The sequence below is a fragment of the Hydrocarboniphaga sp. genome, assembly GCF_028291725.1.
Lineage (GTDB): Bacteria > Pseudomonadota > Gammaproteobacteria > Nevskiales > Nevskiaceae > Hydrocarboniphaga.
Map to the genome: position 1 here is coordinate 1 of NZ_JAQGNT010000048.1, position 17,526 is coordinate 17,526.

General features: G+C 62.8%; 14 protein-coding genes. 10 read left to right on the top strand and 4 right to left on the bottom strand.

Going from position 1 to position 17,526, the window contains the following annotated elements; all coding sequences use genetic code 11:
- Window positions 1–130: 130 nt before the first annotated feature.
- A complete protein-coding gene (locus tag JWQ90_RS13760) occupies window positions 131–1,120 on the bottom strand; it encodes a zinc-dependent alcohol dehydrogenase family protein (RefSeq protein WP_299695091.1) in 990 nt (329 codons plus the stop codon).
- Between the two features lie 113 nt (window positions 1,121–1,233).
- Between JWQ90_RS13760 and JWQ90_RS13765 the strand changes: the two genes are divergently transcribed.
- The 9 genes from JWQ90_RS13765 (at window position 1,234) to JWQ90_RS13805 (ending at window position 11,757) form a co-directional block, all read left to right on the top strand.
- Window positions 1,234–2,121, top strand: a complete 888-nt coding sequence (locus JWQ90_RS13765; RefSeq protein WP_299695094.1) for a LysR family transcriptional regulator — start codon at window positions 1,234–1,236, stop codon at window positions 2,119–2,121.
- Window positions 2,122–2,250: 129 nt separating this feature from the next.
- Window positions 2,251–2,478, top strand: a complete 228-nt coding sequence (locus JWQ90_RS13770) for a type II toxin-antitoxin system PrlF family antitoxin (protein WP_299695097.1) — start codon at window positions 2,251–2,253, stop codon at window positions 2,476–2,478.
- The gene (locus tag JWQ90_RS13775; protein ID WP_299695100.1) at window positions 2,478–2,879 is read left to right on the top strand and encodes a PIN domain-containing protein; all 402 of its coding nucleotides are present in this window, start codon (window positions 2,478–2,480) and stop codon (window positions 2,877–2,879) included. Before JWQ90_RS13770 ends, JWQ90_RS13775 begins: the two co-directional genes overlap by 1 nt.
- Window positions 2,880–2,928: 49 nt before the next feature.
- Complete coding sequence (locus JWQ90_RS13780; protein WP_299695103.1) at window positions 2,929–3,477, top strand: DUF4145 domain-containing protein; 549 nt, start codon at window positions 2,929–2,931, stop codon at window positions 3,475–3,477.
- Between the two features lie 77 nt (window positions 3,478–3,554).
- Window positions 3,555–5,096 (top strand): class I SAM-dependent DNA methyltransferase, encoded by a 1,542-nt coding sequence (locus JWQ90_RS13785; protein WP_299695106.1) that lies wholly within the window; start codon window positions 3,555–3,557, stop codon window positions 5,094–5,096.
- Window positions 5,093–6,826 (top strand): restriction endonuclease subunit S, encoded by a 1,734-nt coding sequence (locus JWQ90_RS13790; protein ID WP_299695109.1) that lies wholly within the window; start codon window positions 5,093–5,095, stop codon window positions 6,824–6,826. Before JWQ90_RS13785 ends, JWQ90_RS13790 begins: the two co-directional genes overlap by 4 nt.
- A gap of 88 nt (window positions 6,827–6,914) precedes the next feature.
- The gene (locus JWQ90_RS13795; protein ID WP_299695112.1) at window positions 6,915–7,514 is read left to right on the top strand and encodes a type IV toxin-antitoxin system AbiEi family antitoxin domain-containing protein; all 600 of its coding nucleotides are present in this window, start codon (window positions 6,915–6,917) and stop codon (window positions 7,512–7,514) included.
- Complete coding sequence (locus JWQ90_RS13800; RefSeq protein WP_299695115.1) at window positions 7,511–8,374, top strand: nucleotidyl transferase AbiEii/AbiGii toxin family protein; 864 nt, start codon at window positions 7,511–7,513, stop codon at window positions 8,372–8,374. Before JWQ90_RS13795 ends, JWQ90_RS13800 begins: the two co-directional genes overlap by 4 nt.
- Window positions 8,371–11,757, top strand: a complete 3,387-nt coding sequence (locus tag JWQ90_RS13805; RefSeq protein ID WP_299695118.1) for a DEAD/DEAH box helicase family protein — start codon at window positions 8,371–8,373, stop codon at window positions 11,755–11,757. The genes JWQ90_RS13800 and JWQ90_RS13805 overlap by 4 nt, the downstream gene beginning before the upstream one ends.
- A gap of 336 nt (window positions 11,758–12,093) precedes the next feature.
- Here JWQ90_RS13805 and JWQ90_RS13810 read toward each other — a convergent pair whose 3' ends face one another.
- Together JWQ90_RS13810 and JWQ90_RS13815 are read right to left on the bottom strand one after the other, a co-directional pair.
- A complete protein-coding gene (locus JWQ90_RS13810) occupies window positions 12,094–12,600 on the bottom strand; it encodes a single-stranded DNA-binding protein (RefSeq protein WP_299695121.1) in 507 nt (168 codons plus the stop codon).
- 120 nt (window positions 12,601–12,720) lie between these two features.
- Window positions 12,721–13,785, bottom strand: a complete 1,065-nt coding sequence (locus tag JWQ90_RS13815) for a hypothetical protein (RefSeq protein ID WP_299695124.1) — start codon at window positions 13,783–13,785, stop codon at window positions 12,721–12,723.
- Between the two features lie 201 nt (window positions 13,786–13,986).
- Here JWQ90_RS13815 and uvrA point away from each other — a divergent pair, with 201 nt between their 5' ends.
- Window positions 13,987–16,824 carry an excinuclease ABC subunit UvrA gene (uvrA, locus tag JWQ90_RS13820; RefSeq protein ID WP_299695126.1) on the top strand — a complete coding sequence of 946 codons (2,838 nt, stop codon included), beginning with the start codon at window positions 13,987–13,989 and terminating at the stop codon, window positions 16,822–16,824.
- A gap of 79 nt (window positions 16,825–16,903) precedes the next feature.
- Here uvrA and JWQ90_RS13825 read toward each other — a convergent pair whose 3' ends face one another.
- The gene (locus JWQ90_RS13825) at window positions 16,904–17,314 is read right to left on the bottom strand and encodes a hypothetical protein (RefSeq protein ID WP_299695129.1); all 411 of its coding nucleotides are present in this window, start codon (window positions 17,312–17,314) and stop codon (window positions 16,904–16,906) included.
- Between the last annotated feature and the right edge of the window lie 212 nt (window positions 17,315–17,526).

A 17,526-nucleotide genomic window follows, 5' to 3' on the forward strand; every position in this document is an offset into this window, starting at 1 on the left:
TCTTTCGACCTGCGGCGGCGTTGCAAATCCTCGCAATAGCGGTGCTATTGCTGTGGTTTGCGCCTTGCCACAGGCCGAAATCCATCGGTTTTATTTGTGTCGCCAAGCATGCAACGGACCACTAGCGCGATTACAGCGTCACGACGATTTTCCCGAACTGCTGGTTGGATTCGAGATAGCGATGCGCCTCGACGATCTGCTCGAAGGCAAAAGTCTTGTCGATGATCGGCTTCAGCGTGCCGGACGCCAGCCCGTCGACAATGAAGCGCTTGGCGCGGGCTAGCCGTTGCGGATCGCGGACAATCTCCTTGTACTGGAAGCCGTGGATGCGCAGGTTCTTGACCAGCATCGGGAACAGCGGTAGCGGCGTCGGCTCGGGGCTCAGCGCGCCGTATTCGATGATGATGCCGTCCTGCGCCATCGCGCCGGCGATCGCCTCCAGCGCCGGGCCGGCGACAGGATCGAAGGCCACCCGCACGCCGGCACCTTGCGTGATCTCGGCCACGCGCGTCGCCAGATCTTCCTCCTGGGTGACGACGACCTGGACCGCACCGGCTTCCAGCAGGGCCGCTTTCTTGGCGCGGGTGCGGGTCGCGGCGACGGGCGTTGCACCGACCGCTCTTGCGACCTGGATCGCGGCCAGCCCGACGCTGCTCGACGCGGCGGTGATGAGGACGGCATCGCCGGCCGCGAGCCTGGCGATTTCGACCAGCGCGCCATAGGCGGTCACGTACTGCATCCAGATCGCCGCGGCCTGCGTCCACGACAGCGAGGACGGGTGCTTGACGACGAACTCGGCGGGGAAGTTCGCAGCCTCGCCGTACGAGCCCCAGCGGGTGATCGACAGCGGCGGAATCACGCTGACCGCGTCGCCGGGGGCAAAACCTGCAACCCCCGCGCCGAGCGCCGTCACGATCCCTGCACCTTCGTAGCCGAGGCGCGCGGGGAACTCCGGTTCCTCGACGTAGGGGCCGGAACGGAACATCGATTCAGCGCGGTTCAGACCGAAGGCCTTGATCTGGACAGCGACCTCGCCCGAACCCGGTGGTGGCACTTTCACCTCCTCGATCTTGAGCACTTCCGGACCACCTTTCTGGTGGAAACGCACGATGCGTGGCATGGGGGAACTCCTGCTGAACGATGGCACAGGGCCGACACCGGGATTGTGATTGCGACGTCAATCGGGATAAATGGGTAATTTTGGACAACTGTCGAAACCATAGGTTACGAATCATGGACCGATTGACCAGCATGGCGGTGTTCGTCAAGGCCGTGGAGGTGGGATCGTTCGCGGCCGCGGTGCCGGCCCTGGGCCTGTCTTCGCCGATGATCGGCAAGCACGTGCGCTTTCTCGAAGAGCGGATCGGCGCGCGGCTGCTGAACCGGACCACGCGACGCCAGAGCCTGACCGAAGTGGGACGTGTGTTCTATGAGCGCTGCAAGCTGGTGCTCGCCGAAGCCGAAGCCGCCGAAGCGCTCGCCCAAGACTTGCAGACGGTGCCGCGCGGTCGCTTGCGCATTAACGCGCCGGTGACCTTCGGCTCCTACAGCTTGGTGCCGATGCTGATCCGCTATCAGCGCCTATACCCCGAGGTCAGCGTCGACCTGAGCCTGACCGACCGCGTCGTCGATCTGGTCGACGAGGGTTACGAGGCCGTGATCCGGATATCGCCGCTCACCGATTCCACGCTGGTCGCGCGGCCGCTGGCGCCGTACCGGCTGGTCGCCTGTGCCGCGCCGGCCTATCTCGCCGAGCGCGGCGTGCCGGCGAGGCCGGAAGACCTCGCCGGCCACGAATGTCTCGGCTTCGCCTACTGGGCGCGGCCGCCGATGGACGAGTGGCAGTTCACCGACGCCGACGGCACGCACACGGTCAAGGTGCGCAGCCGCTTCCTGGCCAACAACGGACAGGCGCTGCGTCAGGCGGCGCTGCAGGGTTTCGGCATCATTCTCCAGGCGGCCGACATGCTGCGCGACGATCTTGCGTCCGGGCGCCTGATGCAGGTGCTGCCAGGCTATGAAGGGCCGTCCCTGCCGATGCACCTGCTGTTCGCGTCCGACCGCCGCCTGACGCCGAAGCTGCGCAGCTTCATCGACTTCGTCGTGGCGAGCTTTGGCTGATGGTGATCCGTCCTTACCTGGAAACGGTGATCGTGTGAGCCGCAATCTCGCAGCCTCGTGCGTCGTCCCGGCTTATTGCCTGTCATGGCGCCAATCCTTACACTTAGGTCTAATGTAAGGAGTAACGCGGTGTCCGAAGCCACGATGACCAGCAAGGGGCAAGTCACCATCCCCGCCGATATCCGCAAGGCTCTCGGTCTTGAGGCAGGAGAACGGGTGGTCTTCACCCAACTCGACGACGGCACCACGGTGATGCGGGCCAAGACCCGCTCGATCACCGAACTCAAGGGCCTGTTGAAGCCGGCGCGGGGCAAGCGGAACGTCAGCGTGGATGAAATGAACATCGGGCGGCGGTAGTGGCCGGGCTCGACACCAACGTGCTGGTGCGCTGGCTGGTGGACGACGACGCCCGGCAGTCGCGGCAGGTTGATGCGCTGTTCAAATCGGCGGCCAGTCGGCAGGCGCTGCTGTTCGTGCCGGCTACGGTCGTGCTGGAGCTGGAGTGGGTGCTGCGCTCGCGCTATGCGTTTGAGAAGGCCGACATCCTGCTGGCGATGAATGCGCTGCTCGAAACCCGCGAGCTGGAATTTCAGGCCGAGCCCGCCATCGAGCGGGCACTGCATTCTTATCGGCTGGGACCGGCCGACTTTGCCGACTGCCTGCACGCCGGCTTGTGCGCGGTGGACGGCCGGGCGCCAATGCTCACCTTTGACGGCAAGGCCGCCAGGCTTGATAACGTAGAACTGCTGGGAGCCTGAATCACATTGCGCTGATCGGGCCGTTGGATCATGCGCGGGAACGGGGCGCTTGAGTCATTTCGGATTTCTGGCGGGCGAGTGGCCGGAAGTGTGGGCGGCGGTTCGCGCCGAGGCCTTTGCGCATCCCGCTCCGCGTGCGGCCTGCTTCTACGCACGGCGTGCGCTGGAACTCGCGATCCGCTGGCTGTTCGAGCACGACCTCGAACCGAGGCTGCCGTACCAGGATGACCTGAGCGCGCTGACCCACGAGCCCACATTCAAGCAGACGGTCGGCCCGGCGCTGCTCACCAAGGTTGATCTGATCCGGCGCTACGGCAATCAGGCGGTGCATAGCAGCAAGCCGGTGATGTCGGGCGATCAGGCATGCCCGGTTTATGCCCCTCTTGTCACCACGACCATCTTTGGCTCGCCAGCAGACCCCGCCGACGGGATCACTGCCCATGATCCCAAGGCCCTCGGTTGGCTATCTCCCGCCCTTGGGGCCGGACCGGGCATTCGTGCCGATAGCGGGCAGGATGCGCACCAGCAAGCCCGCGGTGAGAAGCTCTATCGTTATGGTATCCAGACAGGGCCAGCCCGCAGAGCCGTACGTCACTAGCGCCTGGTGATCCTTGCCCGCAGCGGGTGGGTGAACGAGTATTGCGCCCGGCCATTTCGATCGACGATCAATAAACCATGCTGAGTGGAGCCATCCGCGGTCAGGTTGACCGCATCTGGGACGCCTTCTGGTCTGGCGGCATCGCCAACCCGCTGGAAGTCATCGAGCAGATCACCTATCTGCTGTTCCTGCGCCGGCTCGACGATCTGCACACGGTCGAGGAGCGCAAGGCGGTGACGCTGAAGCGCCCGATGGAGCGCCGCGTGTTCCCCGAGGGCAATGACGAGCGCGGTACGCCCTACGAAAACCTGCGCTGGTCGCGCTTCAAGAACCTGGGCAGCCCGCAGGAGATGTACACGCTGGTGGCGGATCACGTCTTCCCGTTCCTGCGTACGGTCGGCGGCGATGGCTCCACCTACGCACACCACATGAAGGACGCGCGCTTCACAATCCCCACGCCCGCGCTGCTGGCCAAGGTGGTGGACCTGCTCGACGACGTGCCGATGGAGGACCGCGACACCAAGGGCGACGTCTACGAGTACATGCTCGGCAAGATCGCCAGCGCCGGCCAGAACGGCCAGTTCCGCACACCGCGCCACATCATCCAGCTGATGGTGGAGCTGACCGCGCCGACACCCAAGGACGTGATCTGCGATCCGGCCTCGGGCACGTCGGGATTCCTGGTCGCCGCCAGCGAATACCTGCGCGATCATCATTCTGAAATCTTCAGCGATCCCAAGCTGAAAAAGCACTTCCACGAAAACGCCTTCCACGGCTTCGACTTCGACAACACGATGCTGCGCATCGGCAGCATGAACATGCTGCTGCACGGCGTGGAGAACCCGGCGATCCGGTATCGCGATTCGCTGGCGCAGGATCATGCGGGCGAAGAAGAGAAGTACACGCTGGTGCTGGCGAATCCGCCGTTCGCCGGCAGCCTCGACTACGAGAACACCGCCAAGGATCTGCAGGCGATCGTCAAGACCAAGAAGACCGAGCTGCTGTTTCTCGCGTTGTTCCTGCGCCTGCTGAAGCCCGGTGGACGCGCTGCCGTGATCGTGCCCGACGGCGTGCTGTTCGGCTCGTCCAATGCACACAAGAAGCTGCGCGAGCTGTTGGTAGAGAATCAGAAGCTCGATGCGGTGATCTCGTTGCCTGGCGGTGTGTTTAAGCCCTATGCCGGCGTCTCGACTGCAATTCTGCTTTTCACCAAAACCAATTCCGGCGGCACTGATCACGTCTGGTTCTACAAGATGAAAGCCGACGGCATGTCGCTCGACGACAAACGTACGGAGCTACTGCCTTCGGAGAAGCTGGGCGCCGTACCGACAGTGGCTCTCACCGAAGCCGAGCATTCGAAGAACAATCTGCCCGACATCCTGGCGCGCTGGGCGCAGCGCGATGCGATCGAACGAGAGAATCCGCGCACCTCGCAGAGCTTCTGCGTGACCAAGGCCGATCTTGTTGCACAGGGCTATGACCTGTCGCTTAATCGCTACAAAGAAGTCATTCACGAAGATTTCGTTCATCGCCCTCCCAATGAAATCCTGGAAACGCTCGTCAAATTGGAGGCTGAAATTGAGCAGGGAATGAGAGAACTTGAGGGAATGCTCAAGTGAGTGTGAACCTAGAGCCTGTTCTGCTCGGCGACGTTGCCGGTTTTGTGCGTGGCATCAACTTTAAGCCAGATGATGTCGTGCCAAGGGGAACTCCGGGATCAGTAGCCTGCATGCGAACAAAGAATGTGCAGGAAAAACTCGATCTTTCCGATGTCTGGTACGTAAGAGAACAATTCGTAAGACGCAACGAACAATTCCTGCAGCAGGGCGACGTTTTGGTTTCGAGCGCCAATAGTTGGAACCTTGTGGGGAAATGTTGTTGGATTCCCGAGCTTCCCGGAAGAGCCAGCTTCGGCGGCTTCGTCTCCGTGCTCAGGCCTGACAAGACAAAAATTGATCCTAGATTTCTGTACCTTTGGTTCTCGTCGAACCGCATTCAAATCGTTCTGCGAAGCTTCGGCCAAAAAACAACGAACATCTCGAATCTCAACATTGATCGTTGTCTCAAGCTTTCACTTGTACTTCCTCCCCTGCCGGAACAACGACGGATTGCGGAGATACTTGACCGTGCTGAGGCGTTGCGGGCCGAGCGCAGCGCTGCTCTCGCACAACTCGACTCCCTCACGCAATCCATATTCCTCGATCTATTCGGCGATCCGGTGATGAATCCAAAGGCCTGGCCGCTAAGAAAACTTGGCGATGTGGGCCAGCTTGATAGAGGTGTGTCCAAACATCGGCCCCGAAATGCACCGGAACTTCTGGGTGGACCCTATCCTTTGGTCCAGACAGGGGAAGTAGCAAATTGCGATGGCTACATTCGTGAACAGCACGGCACCTACTCAGAGATTGGCCTTCGCCAAAGCAAGATGTGGCCAGCGGGAACCTTGTGTATAACCATTGCTGCCAACATCGCAAAGACTGGAATTCTTACATTCGCGTCCTGCTTCCCAGACAGCATCGTCGGCTTCAGGGCAGAAGAGGCAGCGACAGTTGAGTTCGTGCGAACGTGGCTTTCGTTTCTTCAGAAGACTCTCGAAGATGCCGCGCCGGAGTCCGCGCAGAAGAACATCAATCTTGCGATCCTTCGCAATCTCACGCTTCCATTTCCACCGATTCCTCTCCAACAAGATTTCGCTCGCCGGATCTCGTCCGTGGAAAAGCTAAAAGTATTGCAACACGCCTCGCTGGTAGAACTAGACGCCCTCTTCGCCACTCTCCAGCATCGAGCCTTCCGCGGCGAGTTGTTTCAGTCCGACCTTCGCTCCAATATCGCCGCCACGCCGACGGCTCCTGATTTCCGACAGCATCTCAAGCTGGATGTCGACAAAGGACTGGAGGCGCTGATTTATGTCACCGGACGCACGGCCGAGTACGACTTTTACAAAGCACTCAAAACACTCTACGTCGCGGACAAGGATCATCTGAAACGGCAAGGTCGCCTGATCTATGGTGAAACCCATTGCGCCCAGAAGCATGGCCCGGTGCCTCAAGCGGCTTACGACGGCGCAAAGTTTTTGAATGGCGAGATGTTGTTGAGTCCCTTTCCCGAAGATGCGCTGCGCGCCGCCCTACGCCGCACTGCACGCCAACTGATCCCGCTACGCCAGCCGGACCTGAGCAAACTCAGCGCCAGCGAGCGCGAAAGCCTGGACCGCGCCATCAACATCTGCGCGCCGATGAGTTTCGAGCAGTTGAAGAACTACACGCACGACGCGGCCTACCTGAAGACACCGCCCAACGCGCCGATCAGGGTTGAGGACATTGTTGCCACGTTTTCGGGTGGTGCTTAACAGCCGAATACCGCGCTTTTGCGCTCCCAGGATGTTCCAAATTTGCGGCAATTATGGACATATGCCGTAACTATGGAACAATCCCGCCATGGCGGCTTCCCTTAAACGGATACAAACCCTGCTGCGGCGGTCCGGCACGCTCCGCGCGTCGCGGCTGGCGGAGCTGGGCGCGGCACGGGTGCAGCTTTCACGTTGGGTGGCGGGCGGACAGCTTCAACGTGTTGCCCGTGGCGTCTACGCGGCAGCGGATTTTTCTCCCAACGAACACGCCTCGCTGGTCGCGGTATCGCAACGCGCTCCGGCCGTGGTGTTCTGCCTGCTGACGGCGCTGCGGTTTCATGAGCTGACCACGCAGGCACCCTTCGAGGTCTGGATTGCGATCGGCAACAAGGCGAAGCCGCCGCGCATCATGTCGCCGCGCCTGCGGGTGTTCCGCTTCTCGGCAGAGTCGTTGGCCTGGGGCGTTGAGACGCACAAGGTGGACGGCGCGCTTCTGCGCGTGACCGGCGTCGCCAAAACCGTGGCGGACTGCTTCAAGTTCCGCAACAAGATCGGCCTCGATGTCGCGCTGGAAGCTCTGCAAGAGTCAGTGCGTTACAAACGGGTGACGATGGACCAGCTCTGGCAGGCGGCCCAGGTGTGCCGGGTGACCAACGTAATGCAGCCCTATCTGGAGTCCCTGACGTGAGCGCCAACCTCGCGGCTTCGGTGCATGCGCGCCTGCTGAACCGCGCACAACGGGACGGCGAGGATTTCAATCTGCTACTGGCACGTTATGCACTGGAGCGCTGGCTGTATCGGCTGTCGATATCACCGGAACGCGAACGGCTGGTGCTCAAGGGCGCGCTGCTGTTTGCGCTGTGGTTCGATACGCCGCACCGGCCGACACGCGATGCCGATTTTCTCGGTTTCGGGCCGGCGGATGTCGAGTCGCTGACCGCGACGGTGGCTCGTATCTGCACCGAGCACTGCGACGACGGCATGCGCTACGACGCCGGCACCATCGTGGCCGACACGATCACCAAGGATACGGACTACGACGGCCAGCGCCTGAAACTGATGGGCTGGCTCGGCAAGATCCGCTGCCCGATCCAGCTCGACGTGGGATTCGGCGATGCGGTGACCCCTGCTCCTCTGGAAACCGCCTACCCGACTCTGCTGGCCGATCTGCCCGCGCCGCGGCTGAGGGTTTATCCGCGGCAAACGGTGATCGCCGAAAAGCTCGAAGCGATTATCGATCTGGGCATGCGCAACAGCAGGATGAAGGACTACTTCGATCTGCTGACGCTGATGCGCGATCCGAATACGCCCAACGAATCGCTGCACGAGGCGATTGCGGCGACTTGTGCGCGACGCAGAACGCTGATTCCCGAGGGATGGCCGATCGGGCTCACCGATGAGTTCGCCGAGAATTCGGGCAAGCGGCTGCAATGGGACGCCTTTCTACGCAAGAACCGCCTTTTGGCGCCGCCGCTTGCTATCGTCGTGCAGGAGTTGCGCGAGCGGTTGGTGGGACCGCTGGATCAGGCACGGGAAAAGGGCGCTTGAGTCATTTTGGATTCCTGGCGGCAGAGTGGCCGGAGTTGCGGGTGGCGGCGGAGCGCGCCGAGGCCTTTGCGCATCCCGATCCGCGTGCGGCCTGCTTCTACGCGCGGCGCGCACTGGAGCTGGCAATCCGCTGGCTGTTCGAGCACGACCGCGAGCTGAAGCTGCCGTACAAGGATGACCTGAGCGCGCTGATTCACGAGCCCACATTCAAGCAGGCGGTCGGGCCGGCGCTGTTCACCAAGGTCGATCTGATACGGCGCTATGGCAACCAGGCGGTGCATAGCAGCAAGCCGGTGATGTCCGGCGACGCGGTGGTAGTGGTGCGCGAGCTGTTCCACTTCGGCTACTGGCTGGCGCGGACCTATGCACGAGGGCAGAAGCCGGCGGATGGCGTCCGCTTCGACGGCGACGGCTTGCCGAAGACTTCGCCGGTGCCGCCGCAGACGCTCGCGGCTTTGCAGCAGCTCAACGAGTCGCTGGCCGAGAAGGACGCCAGGCTCTCCGAATTGCTGACGGGCCACGCGGTGCTGAATGCCGAACTCGAACGGCTTCGCGCCGAGGTCGCCGCCGCCAAACAGTTGAACGCGGCCGTTCCGGACACCCACGATTATTCCGAAGCAGAAACCCGCGATCAGTTCATCGATCTGCTGCTGCGCGAGGCGGGCTGGGCGCTGGACCAGAAGCGCGATCGGGAATACGAAGTCGGCGGCATGCCCAACATGCAAGGCCAGGGCTTTGTCGACTACGTGCTTTGGGGCGACGACGGCAAACCGCTGGCTGTTGTGGAAGCCAAGCGCACCCGCAAGAGCCCGGGCGCCGGGCAGCAGCAGGCCAAGCTGTATGCCGATTGCCTGGAACAGCAGTTCGGCCAGCGGCCGGTGATTTTCTACACCAACGCCTACGAGCACTGGCTGTGGGACGACACCGAGCATCCGCCGCGGCCCGTTCAGGGCTTCTACAAAAAAGACGAGCTGCTGTTGCTGGTGCAGCGGCGCAGCACACGCCTGCCACTCGGCGCGGCCGAGATCAGCCCGAGCATCGTCGAGCGCTACTACCAGCATCGCGCGATCCGCCGCATTGCGGAGTCATTCGAGCAGGACCATGACCGCAAGGCGCTGGTGGTGATGGCGACCGGTGCCGGCAAGACGCGCACGGTGGTCGCGCTGTGCGATCTGCTGATGCGCTGCAACTGGGTCAAGCGCGTGCTGTTCCTGGCCGACCGGGTTGCGCTGGTCAATCAGACGGTCAAGGTCTTCAGCCAGCAGCTGCCGGCGTCTTCGCCGGTGAATCTGGTGACGGAGAAGAACACCCAGGGTCGCGTTTATGTGTCGACGTATCCAACGATGATGGGGCTCATCGATGCTCAGCTGGATGGGCAGCGGCGCTTCGGCGTGGGGCACTTCGACCTGATCGTGATCGACGAGGCACATCGCTCGGTCTACCAGAAATACCGGGCGATCTTCGATTACTTCGATTGCCTGCTGGTGGGCCTCACCGCGACGCCGCGCGAAGAGATCGATCGCAATACCTATGGTTTGTTCGGCCTCGAAAGCGGCGTGCCGACGGATGTGTACAGCCTCGACGAGGCGGTTAACGACAAGTTTCTGGTTCCGCCGCAAACCATCTCGGTGCCGCTGCGGTTCCAGCGCGAGGGCATCCGCTACGAGCAGCTCACGGAAGCCGAGAAAGATGCCTGGGACGCGCTGGAATGGGACGAGGAAACCGGCGTCCCCGATCGCGTCGAAGCCGAAGCCGTCAACAAATGGCTGTTCAACAAGGACACGGTCGACAAGGTGCTGGAGCATCTGATGGTCCGCGGCCAGAAGGTGGCCGATGGTGATCGGCTGGGCAAGACCATCATTTTTGCGAAGAATCACGCGCACGCGGAGTTCATCGCGGCGCGCTTCGACGAGAACTACAAGCACTACAAAGGCGCGTTCGCGCGAGTCATCGACTACAGCGTCTCTTACGCCCAGACGCTGATCGACGATTTCTCCAAGCCTGACGCGGCTCCGCATATCGCGATTTCGGTGGACATGCTGGACACCGGCATCGACGTGCCGGAAGTCGTCAACCTGGTGTTCTTCAAGTTGGTACGGTCCAAGACCAAGTTCTGGCAGATGCTCGGGCGCGGCACCCGTCTGAGACCCGATCTGTTCGGCCCCGGCAAGGCGAAGCAATTCTTCTACCTGTTTGACTACTGCCAGAACCTGGAATATTTCAGCCAGAACCTTCCGGCGACCGAGGGCACGGCGGCCCGGTCGATGCGCGAACGCTTGTTCACGGCTCGGCTCGAACTGATTGCGGCGCTCGATGTTCGATTGGTCAAGCAGGCTGCAGAAGCCTCGGAATGGAACGAGTCTGGATTGCGTACCGCCACGGCACTGCGCCTTAACGAGGAAGTGTCGGCAATGAGTGCCGACAACTTCATCGTTCGCCCCAAGAGGAAGCTGGTCGAGCATTACGCCAAGCCGGACGCATGGATGATGCTCGGGGCCGATCAACTGGCCGAACTGGCTTCCGACGTTGCGGGCCTTCCGTCCGAATTCGTCGACGATGACCAGGATGCCAAGCGGTTCGACCTGCTGATCCTGAACCTGCAGCTGGCTCTGCTGCGTTCCGAACCCGCTTTTGCACGCCTACGCAAGCAGGTGGAAGACATCGCCGGCGTGTTGCAGGAGCAAGGCAGCATTCCGATGGTGCAGGCGCAAATGGCGCTGATTCTGGAGATCCAGACCGACGCCTATTGGCAGGACGTCACCACGCCGATGCTGGAGTCGGCACGCAAGCGCCTGCGTGCGTTAATGAAGCTGGTGGAGAAGTCGAAGCGGCAAATCGTCTACACCGATTTTGAGGACGAGATGGGCGAAGAAGCCATCATCGAACTGCCAGGTGTTGGGTCATCGACGGTGGATTTTGAACGCTTCCGCGAAAAGGCCCGTCAGTTTCTGAAGTCCAATCAGAATCACCTGAGCATCCATCGCCTGCGAACGAACGAGCCGCTGACCGCAAGCGATCTTCTGGAACTCGAGCGAATGCTGCTGATGGCGGGTGTGGGCACGGCCGATCAGATCGAGTTCGCAAAGGCGGAAGCTTCTGGACTAGGCCTTTTCATCAGGTCGTTAGTCGGCCTGGACAGGGAGGCTGCCAAGAAAGCTTTTGAGCAATTCCTGGGATCGAAGACTTATGCGGCGAACCAGATCGAGTTCGTGAATCTGATCGTTGATCATCTCACCCACCGCGGCGTAATGGACCCGGCGCTGCTGTACGAATCCCCCTTCACCGATCTCAGCCCCCTCGGGGTCGAAGGCCTCTTCAGGGAGCCGCAAGTAACACGGTTGCTGGAAATAATTGGCGAGATCAGACAGAGAGCTGCGGCCTAGAGTCACCAGCTTCAGACGACTGTCTGGTGGCGCCCGCTACGGGCCGGCCGCAATTTCGGCCGGGGCTCCGCGGTCTGACCCGCGGCGCGCTTGAGCGCGACGGGCAGCTTGCAGACCTCCAGGGCGCGCTGGACCAGCGGCTTGGCCCAGTTCGGCGTCGCCTTCAGCGTCTTGACCGTGTCCGGATAGATCAGCCGCTTGCCCTCGATGCTGCCTTAAGCTGCCGTAGGCTGGGTTGAAGCGTAGCGAAACCCAGCTTGGCGCTCGCATGGCAGCTCTGCCGCTGGGTTTCGCTACGCTTCAACCCAGCCTACCGCTACTACCGACAACTTCCTCTCAAAACGGAATATCGTCGTCCTCGAACCCGGCGTCCTGCGCCGGAGCCGGCGCGCTGCGCGGGGCGGCGCTTCCCGGGGTCGCGGGGCGGCCACCACCATAACCGCCCGCGCCGCCGCTGGAGCGCTCAGAGCTGCCGCCGAATTCGCTGGCGCCGCCGCTGCCACCGGCCTTGCCGTCGAGCATCTGCATCTCGTTGGCGTGGATCTCGGTGATGTAGCGGTCCTGGCCGCTGGTCTTGTCCTGGTATTTACGGGTGCGGATCGAGCCCTCGATGTAGACCTTGGCGCCCTTGCGGCAGTACTGCGCGACGATCTCGCCGAGGCGATTGTGGAACACCACGTTGTGCCACTCGGTGCGCTCCTGCTGGGCGCCGTCCTTGTCCTTCCATGAATCGGAGGTCGCCAGCGTGATGTTGGTGACGCTGCCGCCGTTGGCGAAAGATTTGGCTTCGGGATCTTTGCCCAGGTTGCCGATGAGAATGACCTTGTTGATACCACGAGCCATGGGTGTCCCCTGATGCGATGAGCCCTATTGTAAGAGCGCAGAGCCCGGAGTTGGCGAGATGTGGTCCACGGAATGGGCATTCCGGCCGCAAAAAAAGCGGCCGCCGGCACCGGAATGCGCTCAGAAGCCGCAGCTGTTGTTCTGTATCGCGTTGTCCAGCTCGTCGCGGCTCAGGGTGCCGCTGGAGCCGCTTTGGAAGGTGTAGCTGGCGCTGCCGTCGTTGTTGAACACCACCGTGACCGCCGCGCTGGTGGTGCTGAGCTTGAGCGTGCCGCCGTTGATGTAGCTGCCCTGGTCGTCGCTGGCCGAAGTCAGATCGGCCGTGGTGGCGGCGGTCGCGGATCCGCCGTCGCACTTCGTGGTGTGGTAGGCGTAGGGCCCGTCGAGACTGGTTGCCGGGGCGGTCTGGCTGCTGCCGACGTAGAACGGCGTGGAGCCCGTGCCCAGATCAATCTCGCCACTGCTGTTCGTGCTGCCGGCGCTTGCCGTGTAATCGAGCGTCAGCACGCCGCCGACCGTGACACGGCTGTCGGTGCTCTTGAATTCCTCGGTGCCGAGCACTTTCAGCGTGAGCAGCGCCGGCCCGGTCGCGATGGCGGCCTGCAGCGGCGTACTGCCGGTACCGGCGATCAGGTAGCGATAATCCGCGCCGCTCACCGCCACCAGCGTGCCGCCGGCTTCGGCAACGCCGTCGAGCGTCACTTGGTAGCTCGCCCCTGTGGAGGCGTCGGTCTGGGTGCGCTTGCAGGCCGTGAAAGTGTCGACCTGATAGGCAACTGGAGCGGGCAGGTTGCCGAAGTAGATGAAGCTGTGTGTCTTGGTGCCACTGGTCTGGGTGTCGGTACCGCCATCGGTGCAGGGGGAATCCGCGACGGCGGCCTCGGTGGACTGTGCCTTGGACGCCGGCACGCGCATCAAACCCGGCTGGGACGACGCGGATGTGGCGGCGAACCCGGAACCGCCGATGGCGCTGGACAGCGTGTTGATCGCGCTGACCGCCCCACTCAATAGCGAGACTTCGCGCAGCACGTCGGACTCGCTGGAGAGCGGGACCGAGCCGTCGTCGTCCGAGCCGGTGCCGCTGACACTGCCGCCGCCACACGCGGCCAGCAGCAGGCCGGCCAAGGGCAGCACGCCGGCGCGAGCGCCTGATCCCAGCATCCGCTTGAAGTTGTTGTTCGTCATCACCTGCTCCCTTACGAGTATCTGGCCTTGGTACGCCGGCGGGCACCGGCAAGTCAAGGATGCGGCCGGTTTGCGCGCCGCGCGGTTGAAACCGTTCGACAAGGGGCTTGAATCGGCAGCGGCGGGCGGCATCTTTTTGAGCCCCGCCGCCGAACCTGCCTATAGTGGCGGTTCGCCTGACCGCCTCCCGTAAAAGCCCTCATGGACTCTATCCGCATTCGCGGCGCACGTACGCATAACCTGAAGAACGTGTCGCTGGATCTGCCGCGCGACAAGCTCATCGTCATCACCGGGCTGTCGGGCTCGGGCAAATCTTCGCTGGCGTTCGACACGCTGTACGCCGAAGGCCAGCGCCGCTATGTCGAGTCGCTGTCGGCGTATGCGCGGCAGTTTCTGAGCATGATGCAGAAGCCCGACGTCGACACCATCGAAGGCCTGTCGCCGGCGATCTCGATCGAGCAGAAGTCGACCTCGCACAATCCGCGCTCGACCGTCGGCACCGTCACCGAAATCTACGACTACCTGCGCCTGCTGTTCGCGCGCGTCGGCACCGCGCGCTGCCCGGATCACGGCGTGGTGCTGGAGGCGCAGTCGGTCGCGCAAATGGTCGATCACGTGCTGGCACTGCCCGAGGCTTCCGCATGGATGCTGCTGGCGCCGGTGGTACGCGGCCGCAAGGGCGAGCACGCGGAGTGGTTCGAGCAGATGCGCGCCCAGGGCTTCGTGCGCGCGCGCGTCGACGGCCGCGTCTACGAGCTGGACGAGGTGCCCAAGCTCAATCGCAAGCTCAAGCACGACATCGAGATCGTGGTCGACCGCTTCAAGGTGCGCGCGGACATTAAACAGCGCATCAGCGAATCCTTCGAGACCGCGCTGAAGCTCAGCGAAGGCATCGCGCTGGTCGTGCCGCACGGCGAAGCGACCGAGCCGGTGCATACCTTCTCGGCGCGCATGTCCTGCCCGCATTGCGGCTACTCGCTGGAAGAGCTGGAGCCGCGGCTGTTTTCGTTCAACGCGCCGCATGGCGCCTGTCCCAAGTGCGACGGCCTGGGCACGATGCAGGTGTTCGACCCCGACCGCGTGGTGCATCACCCCGAGCTGTCGCTGGCCGCCGGCGCGATCCGATCCTGGGACAAGAAGAACGCCTACTACTGGCACTTCATTTCGTCCTTGGCCAAGCACTACGGCTTCGATACCGACAAGCCCTGGAACAAGCTGACGAAGAAAGTGCAGGATCTGATCCTGAACGGCAGCGGTGAAGAAAAACTGCCGTTCCAGTATCCGGACGAGCGCGGCCGCGTGGTCACGCGCACGCACAAGTTCGAAGGCATTCTGCCGAATCTCGAACGCCGCTATCGCGAGACCGAAAGCGTCGCGGTGCGCGAGGAGCTGGCCAAGTACCTGTCGAACAAGAGCTGCCCGGATTGCGGCGGCGATCGGCTGAACCGCGCGGCGCGCAATGTCTACGTCGCCGACACGCGGCTGCCGCAGATCACCTCGCTGTCGATCCGCGAAGCCGAGGCCTTCTTCCAGCAGATGCACCTGCCCGGCCACAAGGGCGAGATCGCCGACAAGATCCTGAAAGAAATCTGCGCACGGCTCGGCTTCCTGAACAACGTCGGCCTCGACTACCTGACGCTGGCACGTTCGGCCGAGACGCTGTCGGGCGGCGAAGCGCAGCGTATCCGCCTGGCCTCGCAGATCGGCGCCGGCCTGGTCGGCGTGATGTACGTGCTGGACGAGCCCAGCATCGGCCTGCACCAGCGCGACAACGAGCGCCTGTTAAAAACATTATTCCGACTGCGCGACCTGGGAAACACGGTCATCGTCGTCGAGCACGACGAGGACGCGATCCGCCGCGCCGATTACGTGGTCGACATCGGCCCCGGCGCCGGCGTGCACGGCGGCCGCATCGTCGCCGAAGGCACGCCGGAACAGGTGATCGCGAACCCGAAGTCGGTGACCGGGCGCTATCTGTCCGGCATCGACGGCATCGAGGTGCCGAAGCAGAGGCGCAAGGCCGATCCGAAAAAGAAGATCGTGCTGACTGGCGCGCGCGGCAACAACCTCAAGGACGTGACCGCCGAGATCCCGATCGGCCTGATCACCTGCGTCACCGGTGTCAGCGGCTCGGGCAAGTCGACGCTGATCAATGACACGCTGCTGGGTTTTGCCGCGCGCGCGTTGAACAACGCCGGCACACGCCATGCCGAGTGCGACGAGATCGAGGGCCTGGAGCATCTGGACAAGGTCATCGACATCGACCAGTCGCCGATCGGCCGCACGCCGCGCAGCAACCCGGCGACCTACACCGGTTTGTTCACGCCGATCCGCGAGCTGTTCGCCGGTGTGCCGGAATCGCGTGCGCGCGGTTACGAAGCCGGGCGCTTCAGCTTCAACGTCAAGGGCGGACGCTGCGAGACCTGCGAAGGCGACGGCCTGATCAAGGTCGAGATGCACTTCCTGCCCGACGTCTACGTGACCTGCGACACCTGCCGCGGCCGCCGCTACAACCGCGAAACCCTGGAGGTGAAGTACAAGGGCAAGTCGGTGGACGAAGTGCTGGACATGACCATCGAAGACGGCATGGCCTTCTTCAAGGCGGTGCCGAACCTGGCGAAGAAGCTGGAGACGCTGATGGACGTGGGCCTGAGCTACATCAAGCTCGGCCAGAACGCGACCACGCTGTCCGGTGGCGAAGCCCAGCGCATCAAGCTGGCCAAGGAGCTGAGCCGCCGCGACACCGGCCAGACGCTGTACATCCTCGACGAGCCGACCACCGGCCTGCACTTCCACGACGTCGCCCAACTGCTGGTCGTGCTGGAGCGGCTGCGCGAACACGGCAACACGATCGTGATCATCGAGCACAACCTGGATGTGATCAAACGCGCCGACTGGATCATCGACCTGGGCCCGGAAGGCGGATCGGGCGGCGGCGAGATCATCGCCACCGGCACGCCGGAAGAAGTGGCGAAGGTGGCGCGTTCGTACACCGGGCAGTTTTTGAAACCCTTGTTGAAGCGCAGCAAGCAGTCGTAGGTTGGGGTGAGCGCAGCGAACCCCAACATTTCGTCCGCGCCGATGTTGGGGTTCGCTGCGCTCACCCCAACCTACGCGACTACTCTTCTTCGTCGCCGAGCTGAACGCTGGGCTTGCCCAGATTCAGCCGCAAGGTGACCTCGCTGGTTTTGCTCAGATCGACTGCTGGCCAGACCAGGCTGGCGCCTTGGCGGTCGACCAGCCTCAGGTCCCATTTTTCGACCGAGGCGCCGCGCGGGATCGAAATGTCGGCGTCGTCACCGTCGTACAGCGGCTCGCCGGCGAGCATGTCGTCCTCGCTCCAGTCGCCGGACTGGCTCGGCGCAACGTACAGCGACTTGATATCGACGCCAGTGTGATTGTGCACGATGAAGCTCAGGTCATCGCCGGGCGCCGCGGACGCGATGCCGATCACGAACGCCAGGCTCGCGGCACCGATCCGAAAACCGGTGCCGCAAACGCGCCTTCCCTTGTGGGTGTATCGCATCATCCCGCTGCCTCCTGTGCGGCTTCCGTGCGCTGGCTAGCGGACTAGTTTACTGCTAGTACCGTGGCGCAGAGGTTTCGCAACAAATCCGCTCGGTCTGGTGGCGCGATACTGCGTTGCTCGTCGTCGCCATAGCTACGGCTATGACTCCTCCTCGCGCCTGGTCTCGCGCCCCCATCCCTTCGCGCCTTTGTTGCGAAACCTCTGCGCCACGG

Bases quoted from the DNA above. Each gene is read 5' to 3' on its own strand.
- JWQ90_RS13760 (WP_299695091.1), bottom strand. From the start codon at position 1,120: ATGCCACGCATCGTGCGTTTCCACCAGAAAGGTGGTCCGGAAGTGCTC.
- JWQ90_RS13765 (WP_299695094.1), top strand. From the start codon at position 1,234: ATGGACCGATTGACCAGCATGGCGGTGTTCGTCAAGGCCGTGGAGGTG.
- JWQ90_RS13785 (WP_299695106.1), top strand. From the start codon at position 3,555: ATGCTGAGTGGAGCCATCCGCGGTCAGGTTGACCGCATCTGGGACGCC.
- JWQ90_RS13795 (WP_299695112.1), top strand. From the start codon at position 6,915: ATGGCGGCTTCCCTTAAACGGATACAAACCCTGCTGCGGCGGTCCGGC.
- JWQ90_RS13810 (WP_299695121.1), bottom strand. From the start codon at position 12,600: ATGGCTCGTGGTATCAACAAGGTCATTCTCATCGGCAACCTGGGCAAA.
- JWQ90_RS13815 (WP_299695124.1), bottom strand. From the start codon at position 13,785: ATGACGAACAACAACTTCAAGCGGATGCTGGGATCAGGCGCTCGCGCC.
- uvrA (WP_299695126.1), top strand. From the start codon at position 13,987: ATGGACTCTATCCGCATTCGCGGCGCACGTACGCATAACCTGAAGAAC.
- JWQ90_RS13825 (WP_299695129.1), bottom strand. From the start codon at position 17,314: ATGATGCGATACACCCACAAGGGAAGGCGCGTTTGCGGCACCGGTTTT.